Origin of the sequence: Enterococcus lemanii (assembly GCF_016909125.1) — a bacterium.
Lineage (GTDB): Bacteria > Bacillota > Bacilli > Lactobacillales > Enterococcaceae > Enterococcus_I > Enterococcus_I lemanii.
The window spans coordinates 58,929-81,259 of sequence record NZ_JAFBFD010000005.1 but is presented as its reverse complement, the minus strand read 5'-3'; the positions used below and the strand labels follow the sequence as shown (position 1 = coordinate 81,259).

Annotated in this window: 22 protein-coding genes and 1 riboswitch; of the genes, 19 read left to right on the top strand and 3 right to left on the bottom strand. The window is 37.3% G+C overall.

All coding sequences use genetic code 11. The annotated features are described in order from the left end of the window. The first annotated feature begins 82 nt into the window (after positions 1 to 82). From JOD14_RS02635 to JOD14_RS02575, 13 genes are all read left to right on the top strand, one after another. The gene (locus JOD14_RS02635) at positions 83 to 412 is read left to right on the top strand and encodes a MazG-like family protein (RefSeq protein ID WP_204653143.1); all 330 of its coding nucleotides are present in this window, start codon (positions 83 to 85) and stop codon (positions 410 to 412) included. Positions 413 to 497: 85 nt separating this feature from the next. Beyond that, positions 498 to 1,067, top strand: a complete 570-nt coding sequence (locus JOD14_RS02630; RefSeq protein ID WP_204653142.1) for a hypothetical protein — start codon at positions 498 to 500, stop codon at positions 1,065 to 1,067. A gap of 165 nt (positions 1,068 to 1,232) precedes the next feature. Continuing rightward, entirely contained in the window at positions 1,233 to 2,636 is a 1,404-nt protein-coding gene (locus tag JOD14_RS02625) for an MATE family efflux transporter (protein ID WP_204653141.1), read from the top strand. Positions 2,637 to 2,673: 37 nt separating this feature from the next. Beyond that, the gene (locus JOD14_RS02620; RefSeq protein ID WP_204653140.1) at positions 2,674 to 3,186 is read left to right on the top strand and encodes a GNAT family N-acetyltransferase; all 513 of its coding nucleotides are present in this window, start codon (positions 2,674 to 2,676) and stop codon (positions 3,184 to 3,186) included. 51 nt (positions 3,187 to 3,237) lie between these two features. Continuing rightward, a complete protein-coding gene (locus tag JOD14_RS02615; protein WP_204653139.1) occupies positions 3,238 to 4,230 on the top strand; it encodes a LacI family DNA-binding transcriptional regulator in 993 nt (330 codons plus the stop codon). A gap of 243 nt (positions 4,231 to 4,473) precedes the next feature. Continuing rightward, positions 4,474 to 5,847, top strand: a complete 1,374-nt coding sequence (locus JOD14_RS02610) for a PTS transporter subunit EIIC (RefSeq protein WP_204653138.1) — start codon at positions 4,474 to 4,476, stop codon at positions 5,845 to 5,847. 13 nt (positions 5,848 to 5,860) lie between these two features. Next, complete coding sequence (locus JOD14_RS02605) at positions 5,861 to 7,315, top strand: glycoside hydrolase family 32 protein (RefSeq protein WP_204653137.1); 1,455 nt, start codon at positions 5,861 to 5,863, stop codon at positions 7,313 to 7,315. 140 nt (positions 7,316 to 7,455) lie between these two features. Continuing rightward, positions 7,456 to 8,367, top strand: coding sequence for a quinolinate synthase NadA (gene nadA, locus JOD14_RS02600; RefSeq protein ID WP_204653136.1), 912 nt, complete (start codon positions 7,456 to 7,458; stop codon positions 8,365 to 8,367). Positions 8,368 to 8,402: 35 nt separating this feature from the next. Beyond that, positions 8,403 to 9,599, top strand: a complete 1,197-nt coding sequence (locus tag JOD14_RS02595; protein ID WP_204653135.1) for an L-aspartate oxidase — start codon at positions 8,403 to 8,405, stop codon at positions 9,597 to 9,599. Next, a complete protein-coding gene (gene nadC / locus JOD14_RS02590) occupies positions 9,596 to 10,447 on the top strand; it encodes a carboxylating nicotinate-nucleotide diphosphorylase (protein ID WP_204653134.1) in 852 nt (283 codons plus the stop codon). Before JOD14_RS02595 ends, nadC begins: the two co-directional genes overlap by 4 nt. A 430-nt stretch (positions 10,448 to 10,877) precedes the next feature. Then, a complete protein-coding gene (locus tag JOD14_RS02585; protein ID WP_204653133.1) occupies positions 10,878 to 11,735 on the top strand; it encodes a MetQ/NlpA family ABC transporter substrate-binding protein in 858 nt (285 codons plus the stop codon). An 11-nt stretch (positions 11,736 to 11,746) separates the two neighbouring features. Next, positions 11,747 to 12,877 carry an amidohydrolase gene (locus JOD14_RS02580; protein ID WP_204653132.1) on the top strand — a complete coding sequence of 377 codons (1,131 nt, stop codon included), beginning with the start codon at positions 11,747 to 11,749 and terminating at the stop codon, positions 12,875 to 12,877. A 154-nt stretch (positions 12,878 to 13,031) separates the two neighbouring features. Then, a complete protein-coding gene (locus JOD14_RS02575) occupies positions 13,032 to 13,211 on the top strand; it encodes a hypothetical protein (protein ID WP_204653131.1) in 180 nt (59 codons plus the stop codon). A gap of 154 nt (positions 13,212 to 13,365) precedes the next feature. Here the strand turns inward: JOD14_RS02575 and JOD14_RS02570 are convergent, their stop codons facing one another. Together JOD14_RS02570 and JOD14_RS02565 are read right to left on the bottom strand one after the other, a co-directional pair. Next, positions 13,366 to 13,689 (bottom strand): amphi-Trp domain-containing protein, encoded by a 324-nt coding sequence (locus JOD14_RS02570; protein WP_204653130.1) that lies wholly within the window; start codon positions 13,687 to 13,689, stop codon positions 13,366 to 13,368. A 68-nt stretch (positions 13,690 to 13,757) separates the two neighbouring features. Further along, the gene (locus JOD14_RS02565) at positions 13,758 to 16,100 is read right to left on the bottom strand and encodes an ABC transporter ATP-binding protein/permease (RefSeq protein WP_204653129.1); all 2,343 of its coding nucleotides are present in this window, start codon (positions 16,098 to 16,100) and stop codon (positions 13,758 to 13,760) included. 143 nt (positions 16,101 to 16,243) lie between these two features. Here JOD14_RS02565 and JOD14_RS02560 point away from each other — a divergent pair, with 143 nt between their 5' ends. The 3 genes from JOD14_RS02560 (at position 16,244) to JOD14_RS02550 (ending at position 18,490) form a co-directional block, all read left to right on the top strand. Continuing rightward, positions 16,244 to 16,705 (top strand): MarR family transcriptional regulator, encoded by a 462-nt coding sequence (locus JOD14_RS02560; RefSeq protein ID WP_204653128.1) that lies wholly within the window; start codon positions 16,244 to 16,246, stop codon positions 16,703 to 16,705. A 79-nt stretch (positions 16,706 to 16,784) separates the two neighbouring features. Beyond that, positions 16,785 to 17,378 (top strand): DUF5052 family protein, encoded by a 594-nt coding sequence (locus tag JOD14_RS02555; RefSeq protein ID WP_204653146.1) that lies wholly within the window; start codon positions 16,785 to 16,787, stop codon positions 17,376 to 17,378. Between the two features lie 371 nt (positions 17,379 to 17,749). After that, entirely contained in the window at positions 17,750 to 18,490 is a 741-nt protein-coding gene (locus JOD14_RS02550; protein WP_204653127.1) for a TraX family protein, read from the top strand. A 50-nt stretch (positions 18,491 to 18,540) separates the two neighbouring features. Here JOD14_RS02550 and JOD14_RS02545 read toward each other — a convergent pair whose 3' ends face one another. Next, positions 18,541 to 19,998 (bottom strand): amidase, encoded by a 1,458-nt coding sequence (locus tag JOD14_RS02545; RefSeq protein WP_204653126.1) that lies wholly within the window; start codon positions 19,996 to 19,998, stop codon positions 18,541 to 18,543. Between the two features lie 112 nt (positions 19,999 to 20,110). Next, positions 20,111 to 20,209: riboswitch (TPP riboswitch) on the top strand. Positions 20,210 to 20,296: 87 nt separating this feature from the next. Here JOD14_RS02545 and JOD14_RS02540 point away from each other — a divergent pair. Genes JOD14_RS02540 through JOD14_RS02530 form a run of 3 tightly spaced genes read left to right on the top strand, consistent with a single transcriptional unit; the run spans position 20,297 to position 22,330 of the window. Further along, positions 20,297 to 20,593 (top strand): thiamine-binding protein, encoded by a 297-nt coding sequence (locus JOD14_RS02540; protein WP_204653125.1) that lies wholly within the window; start codon positions 20,297 to 20,299, stop codon positions 20,591 to 20,593. Further along, positions 20,562 to 21,335, top strand: coding sequence for an ABC transporter permease (locus JOD14_RS02535; RefSeq protein ID WP_239576050.1), 774 nt, complete (start codon positions 20,562 to 20,564; stop codon positions 21,333 to 21,335). Before JOD14_RS02540 ends, JOD14_RS02535 begins: the two co-directional genes overlap by 32 nt. After that, complete coding sequence (locus tag JOD14_RS02530) at positions 21,332 to 22,330, top strand: ABC transporter substrate-binding protein (protein ID WP_204653124.1); 999 nt, start codon at positions 21,332 to 21,334, stop codon at positions 22,328 to 22,330. Before JOD14_RS02535 ends, JOD14_RS02530 begins: the two co-directional genes overlap by 4 nt. Position 22,331 lies beyond the last annotated feature (1 nt).

The following is a 22,331-nucleotide window of genomic DNA, read 5'->3' as shown; positions in this document are numbered from 1 at the left end:
TAAAGAAATACGCTTGCAAGTATGCTCTATTCCCAAGAAGCGCCCACTTCAAGCGTCAAGAACCGACAGGTTTAGCTAAGTGGTGAGTAGTTCACTAGCTATAGTTAACAAGTTTAGAGATGATCGCAATTGGAGACAGTTTCACGATGAAAAAGATTTAGCTATTTCTATTTCTATCGAAGCAGCTGAACTACTTGAGTTATTTCAATGGAAGAATTCTGATGAAGTGATAAAAAATAATAAAGAACGGCTAGAAGAAGAATTAGCGGATGTTCTTATCTATTCTTTGATGTTGGCTGATAATTTAGACTTTGATGTTGCAAATATCATTCAAAAAAAAATAACCAAGAATACGATAAAATATCCAATCGAGAAAAGCAAGGGGAAAAATGACAAGTATACGGATTTATAAGTTCAAAATAAAAAGTGAAACGCTCTTAGTGTAACTGATAAATTGATGGTTTTTCATAGTATAAAACGCTAGAGGAGGAGATTTCATGAAAAATAGTTTGTTCTTACCTATAGTTTTGTCCGTATTGTTTTTGAGTAGTTGTAGCCCTAAAGAAGCTCAAGATAACACAAGTCAAGAGTCTAGCGCTGAAAAGATAGAACTTAGTACAAAAAAGGCAACCAAAAAAATCATCGAAGCAGAAGAATTGATTTCCAAAGAGGAAGCGGAAACGTTAACGGGATTAAAAATAGTCGATATTGAAAAAAAAGAGGAAGAGCGGGTAGGTTCTAAGATATGTGGCTATCTAACAGAAGGGGATGTGATGGATAGAACTCTACTGCAAGTCGCCATTGTACAACAAGCTTTTATGCCAAAAGAACAACCCAATCGTCCTGAGGATATATTCCGAACAACACTCGAAAACTTTGATGATAAGGTCGTAGTAGAAAATATTGGCGATGAAGCTTATATTTTTACGCCAGGCCTTCACATTTTGAGTGATGGGTACTATACTACTGTTTCAGCTGGAAATATAGACAAACCCGAAGTTCAAGAGTTAATTAAAAAAGCCGGGAAACTTGCGATTGAGAATTTGAATAAAATAAATAAAGGTTGAAGAACAAATAAAATAAGGAAAAAAGAAGTCTTTTATAGGCTTCTTTTTTTCCTTATTGGAAACATTTGTAAAATAAGTAGTCTTGCGATGCTTAAATTTAAAATTACTGTTATAATAGGCTTTAAGGAGATTTTAACGTTAAAAAAATGAAAAAGAAAGGGCATTATGATACTAAAAAAACTTAAAAATAAGCTTGGAATTTCTTTAGAAGGAGAAGAGATATCCAAAAGTGAAATTTTAGCCATCCTTTGGCCAGTGATTATTGATCAATTTTTCCTAATTAGTTTCAACTTTATTAACACAGCGATGATTAGTTCGTCGGGAGCAGCTGCGATTAGTGCGGTTAATATGGTTGGAAGTGTGAATGTCTTTTTAGTTCAGATTTTTGTTGCAATCGGTTTGGGTGGAACAGTCTTGATTTCACGTGCTTACGGCAGTGGTGATATCAGACGTTTAGGCCGACTGACCGCTAGTGTAATTCATTCAACCTTGTTTGTTGGAACGATCTTAATGCTCTTGTTTTTATTTTTACATCAAGGGGTGTTACGCTTGCTTTTTGGGAGTGCCGAAGCAAGTGTGATGAATAGCGCTAAGTTATATTTTGTTGGGGTTTTATTGAGTTATCCGGCGCATGCAGTGATTGAAGGGATTAACGGAAGTTTACGCGGATTAGGTTTTACGCGTAATTCTTTAAAAAACTCGTTGTTCATGAATGGCGTTTATTTATTAAGTAACTTTGTCTTTGTTTTATACTTGAAACTAGGAATTATGGGTTTGATTTATTCGTTATTTATCTCACGCCTTTTAGGTGTTTTGTTTGCGAGTTATTCACTTTATTTGCATCGTCGAAATTATCGTTTGCGGAAAAAAGAAATTTTAAAAATCGATGGTCAAATGATGCGTTATATTTTACAAATCTCACTGCCTTTTGCAGCAGAATCCCTATTCTTCCACGGTGGAAAAATAGTCATGCAAATGATGGTCGTAAGTTTGGGGACTGCCTATATTGCCGCGAATGCGATTGCAGGTTCTTGGGTTCAAATTGCTGAAATTATCCCGAGTGCACTAGGTACCTCTTTGGTTCCGATTGTCGGGCAATCGGTGGGACGTGGGAATTTAAAAGACGTAAAGAAATTGACGAAATCTTTTATTCGGTTAGGTACCGTCGCCATTATCGCGATCGACGCGTTGTTGCTACCGTTTTTCCCGCTGGCGATGAATTTGTTTAAGCCAGTGCCAGAGACGATTCCTGTTATTTTTAAAATGTATTTAATGGCTTTTGTTATGCACGCTTTTACTTGGTGCTTTAGTTTTGTTTTACCTTCTGCTTTACGAGCAGTCGGGGATGGTAAGTTTACCTCCAAAGTGTCCTTGTTAACGATGTGGATCTTCAGAATTGGGATTGGTTACATTGTGGGGATTTGGCTTGGGGTTGGTTTACTTGGGATTTATGCAGCGATGACAATCGAGTGGGGGATTCGTGGATTTATTTTCTATCGTCGATTTATCAGTAATCGTTGGATGGAACAATTGGAATTACAAAAAAAGACGGCTCCTAGAAAAGCTTAAAAAATTCGAAGTTTTTTAGAACGGTGAGGAAAGACAATTGAAGATTCAAATAGAAACAAAAGAAGACTTTGAAGTAGTTTATGAAGTAGTCCAAACGGCTTTTAAAAATGCTGAACATAGCGAGGGCAATGAGGCAGAGTTAGTCGTTGCTTTACGAAATAGTTTGGCATTTGTGCCAGAATTATCTTTGGTTGCTAAGATCCAGGATAAAGTCGTGGGACACCTATTACTGACCGAAATTAGCATTGGTGAAAATGTGGGCTTGGCTTTGGCCCCACTGTCAGTCTTACCTGATTTTCAAAAGCAAGGAGTAGGTTCGGCATTAATAAAAAAAGTGCATGAAGTTGCAGAAAAACTCGGTTATCCGGCGATTGTTGTATTGGGTGATCCAAATTATTATTCGAAGTTTGGTTATGAAGAAGCCAGTCAGTGGCAAATTCAAGCACCGTTTGATATTCCTAGTGAGTATTTTAGGGTTTGTTTTTTAAAGCAACAGGGGAAAAAACCTGTTGGACTGGTCACTTATGCACAGGAATTTGGGATTGGTTAGACAGCAATCCACATCTTCGCTATAATGAAAAAAAACACAAAGGAGAAAATTATGGCGAGTATTAATGATGTGGCAAAATTAGCCAAAGTATCAAAAAGCACAGTGTCATTAGTAATTAACAATACCGGGTATGTATCGTTGGCTACTAAACAAAAAGTGCAAGCAGCGATGAAAGAATTAAATTATATTCCGAGTCAATTGGCTAAAAATTTATCAAATAAAAAATCACATCTTGTTGGTGTGGTTGTACCAGATGTTATTCACCCTTTTTTTGCAACTTTTGTAAAAGCAATTGAAAAAGAGTTATACGAACACGGGTATATGACGATGGTTTGTAGTACATTAGGACGTGAAAAAGTTGAATTAGAATATTTGCAGTGGTTGAATCGACAAACAATGGACGGTCTGATTATGTGTGTCCATACATTAGAGATTGAAGATTATCAAGCGACCTCTCGTCCAATTGTTAGTTTAGATCGTTTTTTAAGTCCGAATATTCCGATGGTTTCTTCTGACCACTTACAAGCTGCCCATTTGACGGTAGAACAATTACGTAAAAATGGTTGTAAAAAAGTGGTGCAATTTTCTGGAACAAGTAAAGGGAATATTGGCGCGGATACTTTTGTTGAAGAATGTGCACGCTTATTTGTAGAAGAGCAAGAAGAACTAATCATTCATCCAATGCCAAAACACACGTTTGCTTTAGAAGAGTACTTTAAAGTAGCACAAGAAGCTCTGGATAAATACCCTGATGCGCAGGCGTTTATAGGGACGGACATGGTAATTACGCAGTGTTTGAAAGTTGCTTGGAAAAAAGGCATTCAAATCCCAGAACAGCTCAAACTAATTGCTTATGATGGTACACAAATTACACAGATGGGGCCGCTTGCCATAAGTGCTGTCGTTCAACCAATTGAGCAATTAGCGGTTGAAGCTGCGGCCCAACTGATTGCAAAAATTGAAGGATTACCAGAGAGAAAACAATCCGTACCATTAGCTGTTTCGTGGTCGCCAGGTGAGACTTGCGCGATAATTAACGATTAAAATTGTTTGAAAAAAATATCGAAACGAATCTTGTGAAATTTACTTTGTTTGGAAAATTATTTCCAAATGAGTGATAAGACAAGGGGGTTTCGATATTTTTCATTTCTATTTCAAACGTTTGTGAAAAAGCGTTTTAATAAATCGGTTACAAAAAGTGTTGACGAAAAGAAATTCCTATGCTAGTATCGTTTTATCAAACCGGTTCGAGAAATAAATATAAATAATCTTGTCAAGGAGGAAAAAATGAAAAAAGATGCAAAAAAAACGGCTAGTGAATTACTAACTCTGTTTGAAGGCAAAGACAATATTGCCTCGGTGACACATTGTGCGACACGATTACGAATTGAATTAAAAGATGATCGTGTCATTGACGATAAAGCGGTTACTCAAGTGGACGATGTCGTGGGCTATTTTGCGAAAAGTGGGCAACACCAAGTAATTTTAGGGACAGGTTATGTCAATAAAGTTTATGAAGAATTTGCACAAATGTGCGCTGGGAAAACAGAAGAAAATCAAGTCGACGGGCCGAAAGAGCCGCTTAATTTTCAACAAGTAACAAAAATGATTTCTGATATTTTTATTCCAATTATTCCTGTTTTACTAGCAACTGGGATTTTAATGGGGTTACGAGGATTACTAATCAACGGTTTTGGTTTGCAAATTCCTGAAAATATTGATCAAATTTTTAGTGTTTTAACCGATACGGCTTACACATTTATTCCTGTGCTTGTTTGTTGGTCTGCTGTGAAAAAATTTGGTGGTTCACCAATCATTGGGATTGTTTTAGGATTGATGTTAGTTTCACCAATTTTACCAAACAAATGGGATGTGGTGAATGGCTTAGTTGATCCGATTCAATTTGGTTTAGGTAGCCTTGATTTAACGATTACAGGTTATCAAAGCTCTGTCTTACCACCATTGTTCTTAGGCTTTTTTGCGGCGCGCCTAGAAGTAAAGTTACATCAAGTTATTCCAGTTATTTTAGATTTATTAATTGTGCCATTTTTAACTTTATTAACTAGCTTATTGTTAGGTTTGTTTATTGTAGGGCCATTATTAAGTTTGGTTGAATCTGGTTTAACAAACTTTGTGTTGGCTGCATTGCAATTACCTTATGGAATTGGGGGAATTGTTTATGGTGGTGGTATCCAATTACTTTGTGCTGTCGGGATGCATCATACGATTACGCCAATCATTGTTAGTCTATATACGCAAACAGGCGTTGATTATATCAATCCGCTAGGCTCAGCGGCTATCGCAGGTCAGTTAGGTGCAGGGCTTGCTATGGTGATGCTACAAAAAAATCGCGTTCAACGTGGCAAAATGATTCCAGCATTAATTCCAGCTTTATTTGGGATTTCAGAACCAGTGATGTATGGCCTTAACTTTCCAAAAATTAAACCATTCTTAATGGGTTGTGTCGGTGGTGCCGCTGGTGGTGCATTTGCAGGTGTGATTCAATTAGCAGCAAAAGGAACAGGTGCTTCAATGTTGCCTGGCATGCTTTTATACTTAGATGGCGGATTATTCCCTTATTTAATGGTTCTAGCCATTTCAGTGGGCGTTGCTTATGTGGGTACTTATTTATTAATGCGTAAAGAACCTGCAGAAGCTTAGAAAGGTGGAAAAAATGGAGTTTCTAGATTTTTCAAATCGTCAAAATCGCCATGTTCGAAAAGAAGATGTCGGCGAAAGTTACCTTGATCAAATGAAAGCAAAAGTGGCGGAAGATACTAATTTTTACCCGACTTGTCACATTGCAGCACCGCATGGTTTGGTGAATGACCCAAATGGTTTGTACCAAGATAAAGAAGGTTGGTATCATATTTATTACCAATGGTTTCCTTTAGGTACGGTTCATGGCTTAAAGCATTGGGCTTATGTAAAAACAAAAGACTTTATTCATTATGAAAGTTATGGAGTAAAAATGTACCCCGATCAACCTTATGATGCATTTGGGTGTTATACGGGGATGGCTTTTCAAGAAGAAGAGCAAGTTCATTTATATTACACGGGAATTCGTAAAGAAGGCGAGCAACTGTTACCTTCTTCGGTCCACGCAGTTATTGAAGAAGGCGAAATTGTTAAAACAGGTATAATCGAAGATGTCGATTTAACAAAAACAACTGAAAATTATCGAGATCCTTTCATTTTTAAGCGTGAAGAAGATTATTTTATGATTGTTGGGGCAGAAAGTTTAACTAATGAAGGCGTACTTTGGCTGAGTAAAGGGCGTACACCAACGTCTTTTGAACGATTGGGTACCATTGATTTAGGGGATTATCCTTTTGGTTATATGTTGGAATGCCCAAATTATTTTGAAGAGAAAGATTATGGGGTGATGCTTTTTTCTCCGCAAGGCATTCAAGCCGTTGATCCATATGATTTTCAAAATGTCTTTTCGGTAATTTATGCAGTAGGACAGCCTTTAGATACTGAGAAGCGCGTTTTTCATTATGAAACCATTTATGAATTGGATAAAGGTTTTGATTTTTATGCACCGCAAATTTTTACAGATCAACAAGGTCGAAAATTACTCTATGGTTGGTTAGGAAATTCAAAAACGGCTTACCCATCGGATGATTATCAATGGGCACATATGCTGACAATTCCACGAGAAATTACGGTTGAAAATCAACGTATCCTTCAACAACCAATTGCTGAATGGGAACAGATGCGAGGCAAAAAAAGCTTGCAAGTAACTGAAAAAACGTTGACAAATAAAGCGTTTGAACTAGTTATTCCTGCCAGTGAACTGTTTAAGCTTATCATTAAAAACGAGAAAAATGAATGTTTAGTCTTTTCAAGTCAATCGAATGAATATTGCCTCGATCGCTCCCAAACGACACATCTTTATAATGACCAATATGGGCAACAACGCCTAGCGATTCGCCAAGTTGAAACCATGCATGATGTCCGGATAATTGTCGATCATTCTAGTATCGAAATTTTTGCAGATAATGGTTTAACGGTATTTACGGGACGTTTTTATTTAGAAGGAGAATGGTCACTAGAAGTTCAGGGGACATCTGTAATGCATTATGAATTACGAGGGCTTTCAACTGTTCAAAAAGCAACTTATTAATTGAATAAATAAAAAACAATAATCGATTTTGATTGTTGTTTTTTATTTTGTATCAGTGTCTAATTATGTGTCTTTACACATGAGGTGGTGAGTGCTATACTGCTTATTAAAAGTATTTATTGAACGATTAAGGAGGCACTATGAGTACGAGAAAGCAAAAAGAAATCGAACAGTTAAAAGAAGAAAAAGCAGCCGTTATCTTAGCGCACTACTATGTTTCACCTGAAGTACAAGCCATTGCTGATTACATTGGCGACTCTTATTATTTGAGTAAAATCGCAAAAGAACTCACGAATGAAACAATTATTTTTTGTGGGGTGACCTTTATGGGTGAAAGCGCGAAATTACTATCACCAGCTAAAACAGTGTTAATGCCTTCTCTTACGGCTGATTGTCCGATGGCGCATATGGTGACGTATGAAGAAGTGGCAAAGGCGCGCAAAGAATATGAAGATTTAGCTGTTTTATGTTATATCAATACAACGGCAGAAATTAAGTCGTGGTCAGATGTTTGTGTCACGTCTTCAAATGCGGTTGAAATTGCACGTAATTTACCTAATAAAAATATTTTATTTATTCCTGATAAAAATTTAGGTGCTTACGTGGCGAGTCAAGTACCGGAAAAGCATTTTATCTTTAATGCGGGTCATTGTCCAATTCATGAGGAAATGCTTGTGAATGAAATCACTTCTAAACAAAAAGAATATCCAGCAGCACTTCTACTTGTTCACCCTGAGTGTAATGCACAAATTCGAGCAAAGGCGGATTACATTGGCTCAACGACAGGTATTATTACTTATGCTAGTCAAAGCGAAGCCCATGCGTTTATTATTGCAACAGAAAGTGGCATTGACTATGTCTTGAAAAAAGAAAATCCCGCTAAAGATTTTTACTATCCGCAAACACATCCAATTTGTGCTGAAATGAAAAAGGTAACACTTGATCAAATCATTCATGTTTTAAAAACAGGGGAAAACGCGATTGAAGTTGAAGCATCCTATTTTGAAGCAGCAGCTAAAACATTGATGAGGATGCACGAATATGCGAGTTAATTTAACACATAATTGAAAGCAAAGAAGGAGAAAAAGTGGAAAAATGGCGTGAAAAATATGATGTAATTATTGTTGGTTGTGGAGTGGCAGGACTTTTTACGGCCCTACACTTACCTAAAGAATATCAAGTGTTGATGATTTGTAAAAGCTCTCTGTCAGACTGTAATTCAATGTTGGCGCAAGGGGGAATTAGTGTTTGCCTAGGTAAAGAAGACAATATGTTGTACTTTGAAGATACGTTGCGCGCCGGGCAGAATGCTTGTAATCCAGCAAGTGTTGCGGTTATGATTCATGAAAGTCAAGCGATTATTCAAGAATTAATTGATCTAGGTGTAAATTTTGATCGTAATCCTGATGGTAGCTTACATTATACAAAAGAAGGGGCTCATTCTGTAGCTAGAATTTGCCATTATCAAGATATTACAGGGAAGAAAATGACAGAAGTTTTACAAGATAAGGTAAAAAAACGAAGAAATATCACTCTTTTTGAATATACAACGATGATTGATTTGCAAATTAAAGCCAATACTTGTGTCGGCATTGTCGTGCGGCTTCAAGATGGCACGTTACATACCGTTCAGTCATCAAAAACAGTCTTAGCAACGGGCGGGATTGGTGGTTTATATGAACATTCAACAAATTTTTCAAACTTAACCGGTGATAGTTTATCTTTGGCTAAAAAATACCATATTGAACTGGCTGATATGGCGTGTGTCCAAATCCATCCCACAACTTTCTATACGGAAGAAAAAGGACGCCGTTTTTTAATTACGGAATCAGCGCGAGGCGAAGGCGCTTTATTGTATAACACCGATAAAGAACGCTTTGTAAATGAATTGTTGCCACGCGATCAAGTGACCCAAGCAATTTTTGCTGAAATGAAAAAAACATGTCGTCCCCACGTTTGGTTATCTTTTGAAAAGGTATCAAAAGAAAAAATTAAAACACATTTTCCCAATATTTATGCGCACTGTTTAAGTAAAGGTTACGATTTGACGCAAGAAATGATTCCAGTTGTCCCTGCTCAACATTATTTTATGGGTGGAATCGCGGTCGATTTAAATGGGCAAACAAGCATGGCCAGTCTATATGCAGTGGGAGAGACAAGTTGTAATGGCGTTCATGGGAAAAATCGTTTAGCAAGTAACAGTTTACTAGAAAGTCTGGTTTTTGCTAAAAGAGCCGCGCAACAAATTACGAGTGTACAAAAGAAGAAGGAGCGAGTTATTTGAATACAATCACCTTAAGTGTTGTTGCTGAGCGTCATATTCGCTTAGCTTTAGAAGAAGATATTAATCACGAAGATGTTTCAACAAATGCGGTCATGCCAATGGCGCAACAAGGAGAAGTACGACTAATTAGTAAAGAAGCTGGTATAATTGCTGGTTTGAGCGTTTTTGAACGAACATTTACTTTACTTGATTCAATGACCCAGTGTGAATTTTTTGTTGAAGATGGTGCGCTTGTTGAGGCTGGCCAATGTTTAGGTATTGTTCGTGGCGATGTTCGTATCCTTTTATCCGGTGAGCGAACGGCTTTAAATTATTTGCAACGTATGAGTGGAATTGCGACTTATACAAAAGAGGTAACTGCTTTACTTGAAGGCTCGAAAACACAATTACTCGATACACGTAAAACAACGCCGGGTATGCGTGTTTTTGAGAAATATGCAGTAAAAGTTGGTGGGGGAAAGAATCATCGCTACAATTTATCTGATGGTGTGTTACTAAAAGACAATCATATCGATGCGGCGGGTGGCATAAAAGAAGCGGTTCGAGCAGCGAAACAATATGCCCCCCATATTCGTAAAATCGAGGTTGAAGTCGAGTCATTGGCACAAGTTGAAGAAGCGCTTGCAGCTGGGGCCGATATTATTATGTTAGACAACATGACGCCTGAACAAATGCAAGCCGCCGTTCAATTTATTGATGGTCGGGCAGAAACAGAATGTTCCGGTAACATCACCAAAGAAAATATCAAAAAAATTGCACAAGTTGGCGTAAATTACGTTTCAAGTGGGGCATTGACTCATTCAGCCCCCGTGCTAGATATTAGTTTGAAACATTTAAAATTAATGTAAAGCCATGTTTAATTAAATATAGGATTTTTTTATACTTTTGTTTTCGACTTGACGATTAGAAACACGCTCGCTATAATTTAATCTAAATTTAATATTAAACATTGACGAGAAGAGTAACTTGCGTAATTTGTAAACAGAGACCTCCGTTTGGTGAAAAAGAGGAACAAATTTAAAAGTGAAGATGAGCTCTGAGTTTTTCACAAGGTTAACGCTTTGTGGACGGTTGCAACCGATATTTTGCGCAGTTTGTTTGAACTGTTGAGGTGTTATTTGTGAAAATAACACGAATAAGGGTGGTCACACGGTTTTAATCGTCCCTTTGTCGTTTTCATACGGCAAAGGGGCGTTTTTTGTTGTTTTAAAATCGAAGGAAGGAGTTTGTTTTTAGTTAGAAAAGTAAGAAAGTAAAAAAATAGGGGGAGTTTATTATATGAAGAAAAGTAAGTTATTTAAGCGAATTGTAGGATTCATTAGTCTCGGAATTTTTTTAACGGCATGTGGTAATAATCAAAAAGCAGCCGATGCAACAGAAAATACAGGTGGAGAAGCAAAGCAAACCATTACAGTGGGGACATCACCTGGGCCATACAGTGAGTTGTTTTTGACCGCAGTCAAACCAATTCTTGAAAAAGAAGGCTATCAAATTAAAGAAGTTGCTTTTGACGCGCTTCTTCAAGCAGACGTGGCTTTAAACGATGGGGATATTGATTTCAATGTGGATCAACATACGGCTTATTTAAATAATTTTAATGAAAATAGTGATGCGAACTTAAAAGGAATTGTTTCTGTTCCAACGGTTCCAGCGGGGATTTTTGGTGGTCGTAAACAAAGTTTGGCTGAGGTGGAAGCAGGCGATGTGGTTGCGATTCCGCAAGATCCGTCGAATATGGCTCGTGCGCTGTTGATTTTACAAAAGGCGGGTTGGATTACATTGGATTCCGCAATTGAGCCGATTGCAGCGACGCCTAGCAATATTGTTGAAAATAAACTAAACTTGACAATCAACGAGTTGGATTCTGCTCAAATTCCGCGGAGTTTAGCCGATGTGGATTATGCGATTATTCCAGGAAGTATCGTCTATAGTGCCAATATTCCAGCTGAAAAAAGTTTATTAAGCGAAGACATTTTAAAAAATTATGAATTAGTGGTAACAGTGGATGGAAAAAATGCTAACACAGATTGGGCAAAAGCAATCGTTGCAGCTTATAAATCAGATGCATTTGCAGAATACTTAGCAAAAGAAAACACGAATAATTACTGGTTTATTCCAGAAGATTTGCAAAAATAAGGGGGAGCATTATGTTTAAAGAAGCTGGTTTTTTTAAAGAATTAAGCGTAACAAGGCAAAAAATCCATCAATTCCCTGAGTTGTCGGGCAAAGAATTTTTGACGACACAATTTATTAAATCGTATCTAGAAACAGAAGGCATTCGTATTTTAGACACGAAATTAAAAACAGGTCTGGTTGCTGAAGTCGGGGTCAATACTGGTAAAGTCATTGGGTTACGAGCAGATATTGATGCATTACCTGTTCAAGAAGCTACAAATGTTTCTTATCGCTCAAAAAATAAAGGTGTGATGCATGCTTGTGGTCATGACTTTCATACGGCATCCCTTTTAGGTGCCGCTAAGTTATTAAAACAAAAAGAACAAGAAATTCCAGGAAAAGTTCGTTTTGTCTTTCAACCTGCGGAAGAAATTTTTCAAGGAGCGAAATCTGTAATTGAAAACATAGACTTCCAAGATTGGGATGCATTAGTCGGGTTTCATAATTCACCAACATTGCCTTTAGGTGTCGTCGGACAAGGGATAACGAAGCAGACCGCAAATGTTGATCGTTTTTTAGTAACCGTTCATGGTACAGGAACACATGCGGCCCATCCTGAACAAGGAAGTGATCCAATCGTGACCGGGGCTCAAATTATCACTAACTTACAAGCTATTGTCAGTCGACACCTTTCAGCAAGTGAAAAAGCAGTTGTATCCGTTACGCATGTCAAGGCTGGGGAGACATGGAATGTGATTCCTGATCAATTTATTTTTGAAGGAACTGTTCGTACGTTTCATCCAACTGTTCGCCAGAAAATTCACCAAATGATTGATCGAATTGTCAAAAATACAGCGGATAACTATCAGCAAATTGCGCGAGTTGATTGGGTGGTTGGTCCAAGTTCAGTTGAAAATCATAAAGACCTTACGCAAAAAATTACCCCTGTTTTAGCAAACGTTGCAAAAGAAATCGTAACCCTTCCGCCTAGTTTAGGTGGTGAAGATTTTGCTTATTATCAAGAACATGTTCCTACTTATTTTGCTTGGATTGGGACGGGGACGAAATTTCCACTTCACCATCCAGCGTTTACGGTGGATGATCGGGCACTCGTTTATTCGGTAAACTATTATTTACAAGCGGTGGATGCATTGTTGGCTTAGAAGAAAAAAGGAGGACTTATTTTAAAACAATTGAAAGATGTCAAAGTTTAGAGAATTTTTAGTATCGAACGAAAACGTGCTATAATAAAGAAAAGAAGGCAAGATGAAAGTCTGCGCTTTTACTGCATACAAAAAAATCAAGGGAGTGTTTATGATGGTTGAAAAAGAGAAAAAAGAGATTCAGCGTAAACATGTCAATGGATTGTATGATGAAGAAGGCGATGCGATGAGTGTTTATGATGCCGCACTCATTTATCAGGCAAATGACTATAACGAGAATTATATGTTTGGCTACACACATGAGCAATTGATGGATGCACTCGAAATGGTTTAAAAAAGACGAAATTCTTTCTGTAAAAAGGAGAGAATTTCGTCTTTTTTATTAATGCTCTTTCCAAATAAACAACTAGATTGATAATTAGTGTCTACCGATTAAATAAGAAACATAAAAAAACGGTGACCAATCTAAGTCACCGTTTCAAATCAATTTATTCAATTTTCATTTTGCCAGAAGCAACGTCCTGTTCATCCCATTCAAATTCAATTTCAAAAGAATGTTTGGTGCCTTTTTTCTCGTACTTAAATTCTGCTTCTAGTTCGGCGTTTGGTACAATTGTCAAGCGCTCCGTTCCTTGCGTAAACATGAACTGTCCATCTTCTTTTAATTTTCGAGCGATTGTTTCAAGCGTCGTAGCAAATGCAACAAGGGTCTGTTTTTCTTCGTAATCAATCAAGATTTCCTTTAGTGGCTTTTCTTTTGCACTAGGTCCGTCTTTTAAAACAGGCGTGTCGGGTCTGTTTTTATCGGTCATTGACAAAACCTCCTTGTGTATTTGATACTTTAATTATACTTGAAAAAGGTAAGATTGAACAGTCAGAGCTAATCGGCCCTTAAAGCAATTGCGGCATCTTTTTTGGCAGCCATTTTCGCTGGGATGTGGCCACCCAACATCGTTAAAACGGTGCTAACAATGATTAACAAAATAGCATGGATCGGGTCTAAAGTAGCCACATTTTTTAAATCTGTTAGATGATACAATAATTGATTAATTGGGAACGTTGCAAAATAAGCAATCGCAATCCCTAAAACCCCTGAACCAACCCCTAAAATAGCGGTCTCTGCATCAAAAACGCGCGTAATATCTTTTTTACGAGCACCTAAGGCCTTTAACACGCCAATTTCTTTTGTTCGTTCGATGACAGAAGTATAAGTGATAATACCAATCATAATCATACTAGTGACCAATGAAATACCAGCAAAAGCGACTAAGACATAAGTAATGGCATCCATTAAGCCGCCAGTTAATTGAGTCATCGTTCCTGCTAAATCAGTATAAATAATCTGATCTTTCTTGTCTTTTCCTTGATTATAGGCATCTAAATAATCCAAAATAGCATCTTTGGCTTTAAAGTCATTTGGATAAATCATGATACTATAAGGAATTTCACTCGCACCTAAGACGCTTAAAAAATTCTCTTTTTGGCTAGCATCAAGTTTTTCGTTGGTCATGACATTGGTCTCGCTATTTTTTTGTGCTTTGACAATTTGTGATTGTTGATTTGTTGCAATCACTTTTTGTGCGAAAGCGTCACTATAAGCGATACCAGGTGCAAGTAAATCCATCGTTGAAGAGCTTTTTACTCTTAATATCCCTTGAATCGTTAACTCTTCATTGTCTTTATTTTGATAGACTTCATTTAAATCTTGATTAGGTATGAAGTTTCCGGTAGGTAGTTCGGTATAAAAAGCATCATTGTAAGCTAAAGTAATTTTTGTTCCTACGATTTGATCAAAGTCAATTTGGTCACCATCTTCTACCTCAAAGCCAAGGTTTCTTAAGGAATTTAAATTGGTTGTATTGTTTGCATCAACAATTAAAACGACATCATTGGCCTCTGTTGGATAGTTTCCGGCTAACACCGTGTAATTATCTTTTAGGAAATTGCCTTTTTCCGCATCCAATTGGATGGGAAAAGAAGAAACACCAATCCCTGTTTGTGCAGCCATCATACTCATCATGGTATTTGTTTGACTACTTTCAGATGCGTTAGTTGAAAAAGCAATACTTTGAATCGTATCGTCAATTTTTCTAAATAAGTTTAAATTAACTAAACGCGTAAAGCCGATATTATTACTAAGTTCAGGATCAATCTTTTTAATATAATTAACAAAATTTTCATCGATTAAATTTGTATGTTGGGCGCGGTCGGCATCGCTAAGCTTGGCGGTAACTGCGGTTGTATCTGGAAAAGTAGGTTTTGCCATGCGGTCTTCAAAAAGTTCAGGGTCTTGTTCACTGGTTATTTGTGAGATGGTAATCGGGAATTGAGCTAACGTTTCAGCTTGTGTTTGGTCAATTTGTTTTTGAAAACCGGTCGATAACGATAAAACAATGCCAATGCTAATAATCCCAATACTTGATGCAAAAGTAGTTAAAAAAGTTCGTCCTTTTTTGGTACGAATATTGTTAAACGATAAGCGTAAAGCGGTAGTAAATTTCATTTTAGTATGGTTAAGCTGAAAAACCTCTTTCTTTTTTCCTTCAATATGAGGATGGGAATCGGTGATAATCTTTCCATCTGAAAATTCGATGGTTCGATCGGCATATTCATGGGCTAATTCCGGATTATGAGTAACCATAATCACTAGTTTTTCTTTTGAGAGTTCTTGGATGAGGGCCATAATTTGAACACTTGTTTCAGAGTCAAGTGCTCCGGTTGGCTCGTCGCAAAGTAGGATGTCAGGGTCGTTAGCTAAAGCACGCGCAATCGCGACTCGTTGCATTTGCCCACCAGAAAGTTGATTGGGGCGTTTATTCATATGATCTTTCAAGCCAACACGAATGAGGGCTTCTTCTGCTTTTTTGCGACGTTCTGTTTTTGAAACCCCACTTAAAGTCATCCCTAATTCAACATTATCGATAATCCCTTGATGGCTAATTAAGTTGTAACTTTGAAAAATAAAACCGATGGAATTATTTCGATAAGCATCCCAATCACGGTCTTTAAATTCTTTGGTTGATTTTCCATTAATAATCATGTCGCCTGAATCATAATTATCTAAACCACCGATCACGTTTAACATCGTCGTTTTTCCGGAACCACTTGGCCCTAAAATGGCGACAAATTCTTTTTTACGAAAAGCAACAGAGACGCCGTCAAGCGCTTTTGTAATGGTGTCGCCAACTTTATAATATTTTTTTATTTCTTTTAATTCGAGCATATCGTTATCCTACTTCCTAATTGTTTGAGAGATTTTGTTAATATCTTCAAGGGTAGCACGATAGTTAACAATAATCAATGATTTACATTTGAACAAATTGTGAATTTCTTGTAAGATAAATTCAATGAAAGGAGTGGATTGGTTTGGATTCGTTTGATTTAAGTGCGATTATTGAAGTGTATCAATTTTTGAATCATTCTTTGTTTCAAGGAATTGATGAAGAAATTGCAAAATTAAAATTAACCAAAATGGATTTATTTATTTTATTAATTGTGGCATTAAGAGAAGGAGTGACAATGACAGAACTCGCGCAAGAAGTGGGGACGTCTAAAGTTCAAATTAGCCGTTGGATTACAAATTTAGAGCAAATGAATTTAGTTAAAAGGCAACACAATACTAAAAACCGGCGCATGGTAAATGTTTATTTGACCTCTGAGGGAAAAGCGATTCATAGCAAAAGAAAAGAACAATTTGAAAGAAAGCTAGAAGAGAACTTTGCGACATTACCTAGCGAAGAATTTTTGGCGTTAAAAGATCACTTTGCTGCCGCACTTGCGATTTTACAAAAGACGCAATTGTATTCAAATTTCTTGCCTGAATGTTGAAAATCAGGCTTAAGTTGGGGGAAAAGAAGAAAAGAATAAAGTAAAATGAAAGAAGGAGGGGAAGTAAATGAAAAAAACAATGAAAATGGGTGCTGTTTTCTTATCGCTACTTTCAGTGAGTTTGTTTTTAGCTGGTTGTCAAGACATTCGGATGTTTTTTAAAGGTTTTGAAGAAAGTTTTAAAGGGCTAGAGATGACGATTCAAACGTATGATGAAAGTAGTCAATTGATTGATCAAATTACTGGCAAGTCGATTTTAATTGAGCGTGACCAAACGTTCGACTCGGATTTAGAGAGTAAAGATTCTTCTGTAATTAAAATTACGATTGGTACAAAAGAAATGCACCATGTTGGTTCGTCAATGATTATTGCTGAAAAAGGATTAGACAATGTATTTGACACCTATACTCAAACGGTTGATGTTGCGAATTTACAAAGGGGTATTCCGGTCATCAATGCAATGGTCAATGAACAACGCAATTCTTTTTTGGGTAAGAAAAAAGTCGTTCTTATTCGCAGTCAAAATGGCACACCACTAGCGACGTATGCAGGGAATCAAGTTTCGTTGTATAAGACAGAAGTTCCTAAAAGTACCGGTCTTTTAATTGATGGTAAGTATTTATTTGTTTATCGCTGTGATTACACCATTTACGACCTCGCGTTACTTGAATAAATGGACAATAGCCCGCTTGGCAAACCAAGCGGGCTATCTAACGATGCAATATCAATATTTTAAAGTTGGATCAAGACTATTACTACTGTTTCATTTTTTCTCATTTAGACGATGTAATCCCTAACCACTATTACATCCTTGTAGCCCTATAGCTACGCCAGTTGTGACTAAATTTCCACAAACAAAATGGAAACTTTCGCATATTTGTATTTCTCGTGTATCTTTATATTACGATAACTATTTAAAAAAATAAAGATAATCTTAGTGATTTATAAAAAAATTAATGATTGTTTGCCACTGCGTCCACTAATAGAATATGTTAGAATAAATAAGTACTCATTGTTATGAACAGGCGCAAAGGGTGGATGAAAATGAAAAAAATGACTAGTTTAAAGTGTCTCAATGCGAATCAATTGAAATTTTTGGCATTATTTTTTATGTTACTGGATCATATGTGGGCAACGATTATTCCAGGAAATCAGTGGCTAACAAATATCGGACGGATGGCTTTTCCGATTTTTGCTTTCAAAATTGTTGAGGGGTTTTATCACACGTCAAATTTTAAGCGTTATGCTCAACGTTTATTTCTATTTGCTTTAATTTCAGAAATTCCATTCAATTTATTTTTAACGGAATCTTTTATTTATCCGTTTCATCAAAACGTGATGTTTACACTTTTACTAGGTTTATTAGTGATAAAAGTTCTGGATATAGCCTGTCGTGAAAAAACGTGGCAAAGGGGTCTACTTGCATTGGTCACGCTAATTGCACTCAGTCTATTGGCTACGTTAACGATGGTCGATTATGGCGGAATGGGTATCTTAACCATTGTTGCATTTTATCTTTTTAGAGGTTTTCCGGGGGCTTGGCTAGGCCAACTTGTTTCCCTTGTTTGCTTAAATGTTGTTTTTTTTCAAGGGTTGAGTATCCCATTAACGATTTTTGGTTGGACTTATGATTTCCCGACGCAAGGGTTTGCTGTTTTTTCTTTAATCTTTATTTGGCTTTATAATGGCCAAAAGGGGTCTCGAAATCCAGGTCTTCAATGGGTAGCGTATTGGTTTTATCCTATTCATTTATTTATTTTGTATGCCTTGTTTTATTGGCGTTAATTTTAAAAAGAAGTGCCACTTGCTCTTAAAAGTAAGTGGCACTTCTTTTTTTAGCGATAAGCTTTTGCTAAACAGAATTGGTAAGCTTGTTCAAATACGTAACCAATTTGGAATAATAGGTCTTCTCGTCCTTTAGCTGCCATAAATTGAATACCTAGAGGCAAACCTTTTTCAGTGGCATAGGTGGGTAAACTGATTGCTGGTTGGCCGGTTAAATTCGCTAATTGTGTATACGGTGAAAGAGCCAAACTTTTTTCGAACATTTCATAAATAAAAAAAGCAGCTTCGTTAGCAGAATAGTCTTCAAAATGGTTCAAACGTTGACGAATTGTATCGCTTTGTAGATCCGTTTGAATTTTTGGTGCGACATGCGCCGTTGTAGGAGATAGAAATAAATCATAGGTTGAAAATAAATTTTCCATTTTCCAAGCTGCTTCATCCCAAGAAGCAAGAGAATGGACGTAACTAGCTGCTGATAATTTTTGTCCATATTGATAAATTGCCCAAGTCATTAATTCCATATCTGCTTTTGTCAAGGGACGTTTTAGCGCTTGCTGAATGTTTTCGAACATTGCCGCCGTTTCCGCGCCATTCATTTGATAATAGTCACGAATTAATTGTGGTCCATTGACGGGGTAAACAATTTCTTCTACCTTATGCCCTTGTTGCGCTAAGAAAAGGCACGCTTGTTTTACCGCCTCGATGGCATCTGGTGAAACAAAGCTTCCTACCGGTGAATCCGTATGGTAGGCAATTCGTAATTTTTTTTGCTTATTTTTTGGTAGGTGCCATTCAGAAAAAGGTGCTTGATAAGGGGCCGCACTTTCTGTTCCGCGCATGCCATAAAAAAGAGTTTCCGTATCACGCATTGAAATGGTTAATGCGAAAGAAATGGCGGCTCCTTGCCAAGAACGCCAACCGCTAGGGCCAACTGGCATTGTCCCGCGGGTTGGTTTTAGCCCGATTAATCCATTGAAAGAAGCTGGGATGCGAATCGAACCACCGCCATCACTTGCTGCAGCAAGTGGGAAAATACCCGATGCAACTAAAGCGGCTGCGCCACCACTAGAGCCACCAGCCGACCGATCTAGTTGATTGGGATTTCTTGTATCGCCATAAATTTTAGCATCCGTTACGTTTTTAAATCCAAATTCAGGTGAAGCACTCTGGCCGATCGGGATGAAACCATTTTGCTCGAGCCTTTGAACAAAATGACTCGTTTGTTTGGCTCGGTGATTCGTAAATAGCCGACTTCCATTGGTGGACAACCAATCTTTTTTGTCTTGTCCAAGCATTTTTAAAGCAATCGGTAAACCGCCAAAGGGTGTTTCTTCAAGTTTCGGTGTTCTTTTATATTGTTCTAGAGCCGCTTTTTTTTCAAAAGTGACAAGAGCGTTTATTTCTGGATTCAATTGTTTGATTTTAGCTTCTAGTTGCTGAACGTATTCAGAAAAGGAAAGTTGTTTTGTTTTTAGTTGGTCTGCCCAATAAAGCCCGTCTTTTACCATTTCTTTCACCTCATATTTTGTTGATTCTTTCGTTACAAACATAACACAGACAAAAAAATCGTGCAAAGTTTGTGTAGGTCTGCTATACTAAGCCACAAGCAAAGACAATTCAATCGAGATGCAGAGGGACGCAATTGCGTTGAGAAGGTTAAAACCTGACTCTTTGAACCTGTTGGTTAACACCAGTGTAGGAAGCATGCTACAGTCAAATTTTATTTTGATATCTTAAGGCGTGTTCTCTATATCTGGAGAAGATGCCTTTTTGTTTTGCTAATTAATTAAAAAGGGTGGAGAAAAAATGGAAGCAAGTGTTGCGATTCAAATTTTACCAAAAGTCGAAAGTACCGAAGAAGTGGTACGAATTGTGGATGAAGTAATTGATTATATAAAAAGCACCGGCTTAACTTACCAAGTGGGGGCTTTTGAAACAAGTATTGAAGGGGATTTTGATCAATTGATGACCGTCGTTAAAAATTGTCAATTAATCGCTGTGAAAGCTGGAGCGCCGGCTGTCTCATCCTATATAAAAACGGTTTATCGTCCGGAAGGCGAGGTTTTAGGAATTGAAGAGAAGACCGCGAAGCACGCACATTAAGCTTTCTTCTGTTTTTTCAGTCGTCTTTCTTTTATTGCTTTGGCAACTAGTGAGTTTCTTTGGCCTTGTGCCATCTTTTATGTTGCCTTCACCAATCCAAGTTGGGCAAGCCTTCATTCAAGATTTTTCTTTATTAGCCTTTCATGCACGTGTCACTTTAATTGAGGCTGCTTTAGGATTATTGTTAGGGGTATTTTTTGGTGTTGTCGTTGCGATTGTCATGGATCATTTTGAAAAAGTGAAAGAAGCTGTTTATCCGCTACTTGTCTTGACACAAACGGTCCCAACAATTGCAGTGGCACCCTTATTGACGATTTGGTTTGGTTTTGGTATTTTCCCTAAAGTTGTTCTAATTGTCGTGACCATCTTTTTTCCAGTTGCAGTCGCCATGTTAAATGGTTTTTCTTCGGTGGATCAAGATGAACTACGCTTAATGCATTCAATGGGAGCAAATACTCGCCAAATACTATGGCACGTGAAGTTACCAGCAAGTTTAGGTGATTTTTTCTCGGCTTTAAAAATTGGTGTTACTTATGCGGTAATTGGCGCCGTGATTTCAGAATGGTTAGGCGGTTTCGAAGGTTTAGGGGTTTATATGACTCGGGTCCGCAAATCGTACGCATTTGATAAAATGTTTGCGGTTATTTTACTGATTTCTTTAATTAGTTTGTTACTGATGGCTGTGGTGAATTTATTAGAAAAAATAGCCATGCCTTGGAAAAAAGAAGGGGAAAATAAATGAAAAAATTAATTCAATTAGGGCTTGGGTTTAGTTGCTTAATCCTTTTTAGTGCTTGCGGTAATGGCCAAGCTTCAAAATCAAAAGAAAAGAAAGATAAAATCACATTTGTCCTTGACTGGACGCCCAATACTAACCATACTGGTCTTTACGTTGCAAAAGAAAAAGGTTATTATGATGACCTTGGTCTAGATGTTGAGATTATCCAACCTTCAGAAGATTCTGCTTCAATGCTCGTTGCAAGTGGTAAAGCAGCTTTTGGCATATCTGCACAAGATTCGTTAGCAGCCAACTATGCAGCCAAAGAACCGTTGCCGATAACGACGGTAGCAGCGATTTTGCAACATAACACTTCAGGAATCATGTCTCGCAAAGATGAAGGACTTGAGCAACCAAAAGGATTAGAAGGTACGACTTACGCGACATGGGATTCACCTGTTGAACAGGCGATGATCAAAAACGTGATGGAAAAAGATGGGGGTGATTTTTCTAAGGTGAAATTAATCCCGAATAACATTGTAGACGAATCTCTTGCGCTAAAAGAAAAACAAGCAGATAGTATTTGGGTATTCTATGGCTGGGGTGGTGTTTCCGCCGAAATTCAGCAAGTGCCGACTGATTTCTTTTATTTTAAAGACTTAAATCCAGTTTTTGATTACTATACTCCTGTTATTATTGCCAATAATGATTTTCTAGTAAAAAATACCGACGTGGCTAAGCGATTTTTACAAGCAACTAAAAAAGGGTATGAAGAAACGATTGCCTCGCCAGAAGAAGCAGCTAAAATTTTATTAAAAGCTGCACCCGAACTGGATGAAACGTTGGTTAATGCAAGTCAAAAGTGGCTAGCTGATCAATATCAAGCACAAAGTACCAACTGGGGTGTGATTGACCCAAATCGTTGGAATGCTTTTTATAATTGGCTGAGTGAAAATCAGTTAGTTGAAAATACAATTCCGGAAAATACTGGTTTTACAAATGATTATTTAGTGGAGTAAA

Bases quoted from the DNA above. Each gene is read 5' to 3' on its own strand.
- JOD14_RS02630 (WP_204653142.1), top strand. From the start codon at position 498: ATGAAAAATAGTTTGTTCTTACCTATAGTTTTGTCCGTATTGTTTTTG.
- JOD14_RS02625 (WP_204653141.1), top strand. From the start codon at position 1,233: ATGATACTAAAAAAACTTAAAAATAAGCTTGGAATTTCTTTAGAAGGA.
- JOD14_RS02615 (WP_204653139.1), top strand. From the start codon at position 3,238: ATGGCGAGTATTAATGATGTGGCAAAATTAGCCAAAGTATCAAAAAGC.
- JOD14_RS02610 (WP_204653138.1), top strand. From the start codon at position 4,474: ATGAAAAAAGATGCAAAAAAAACGGCTAGTGAATTACTAACTCTGTTT.
- JOD14_RS02605 (WP_204653137.1), top strand. From the start codon at position 5,861: ATGGAGTTTCTAGATTTTTCAAATCGTCAAAATCGCCATGTTCGAAAA.
- nadA (WP_204653136.1), top strand. From the start codon at position 7,456: ATGAGTACGAGAAAGCAAAAAGAAATCGAACAGTTAAAAGAAGAAAAA.
- JOD14_RS02585 (WP_204653133.1), top strand. From the start codon at position 10,878: ATGAAGAAAAGTAAGTTATTTAAGCGAATTGTAGGATTCATTAGTCTC.
- JOD14_RS02580 (WP_204653132.1), top strand. From the start codon at position 11,747: ATGTTTAAAGAAGCTGGTTTTTTTAAAGAATTAAGCGTAACAAGGCAA.
- JOD14_RS02575 (WP_204653131.1), top strand. From the start codon at position 13,032: ATGGTTGAAAAAGAGAAAAAAGAGATTCAGCGTAAACATGTCAATGGA.
- JOD14_RS02570 (WP_204653130.1), bottom strand. From the start codon at position 13,689: ATGACCGATAAAAACAGACCCGACACGCCTGTTTTAAAAGACGGACCT.
- JOD14_RS02565 (WP_204653129.1), bottom strand. From the start codon at position 16,100: ATGCTCGAATTAAAAGAAATAAAAAAATATTATAAAGTTGGCGACACC.
- JOD14_RS02555 (WP_204653146.1), top strand. From the start codon at position 16,785: ATGAAAATGGGTGCTGTTTTCTTATCGCTACTTTCAGTGAGTTTGTTT.
- JOD14_RS02550 (WP_204653127.1), top strand. From the start codon at position 17,750: ATGAAAAAAATGACTAGTTTAAAGTGTCTCAATGCGAATCAATTGAAA.
- JOD14_RS02545 (WP_204653126.1), bottom strand. From the start codon at position 19,998: ATGGTAAAAGACGGGCTTTATTGGGCAGACCAACTAAAAACAAAACAA.
- JOD14_RS02540 (WP_204653125.1), top strand. From the start codon at position 20,297: ATGGAAGCAAGTGTTGCGATTCAAATTTTACCAAAAGTCGAAAGTACC.
- JOD14_RS02530 (WP_204653124.1), top strand. From the start codon at position 21,332: ATGAAAAAATTAATTCAATTAGGGCTTGGGTTTAGTTGCTTAATCCTT.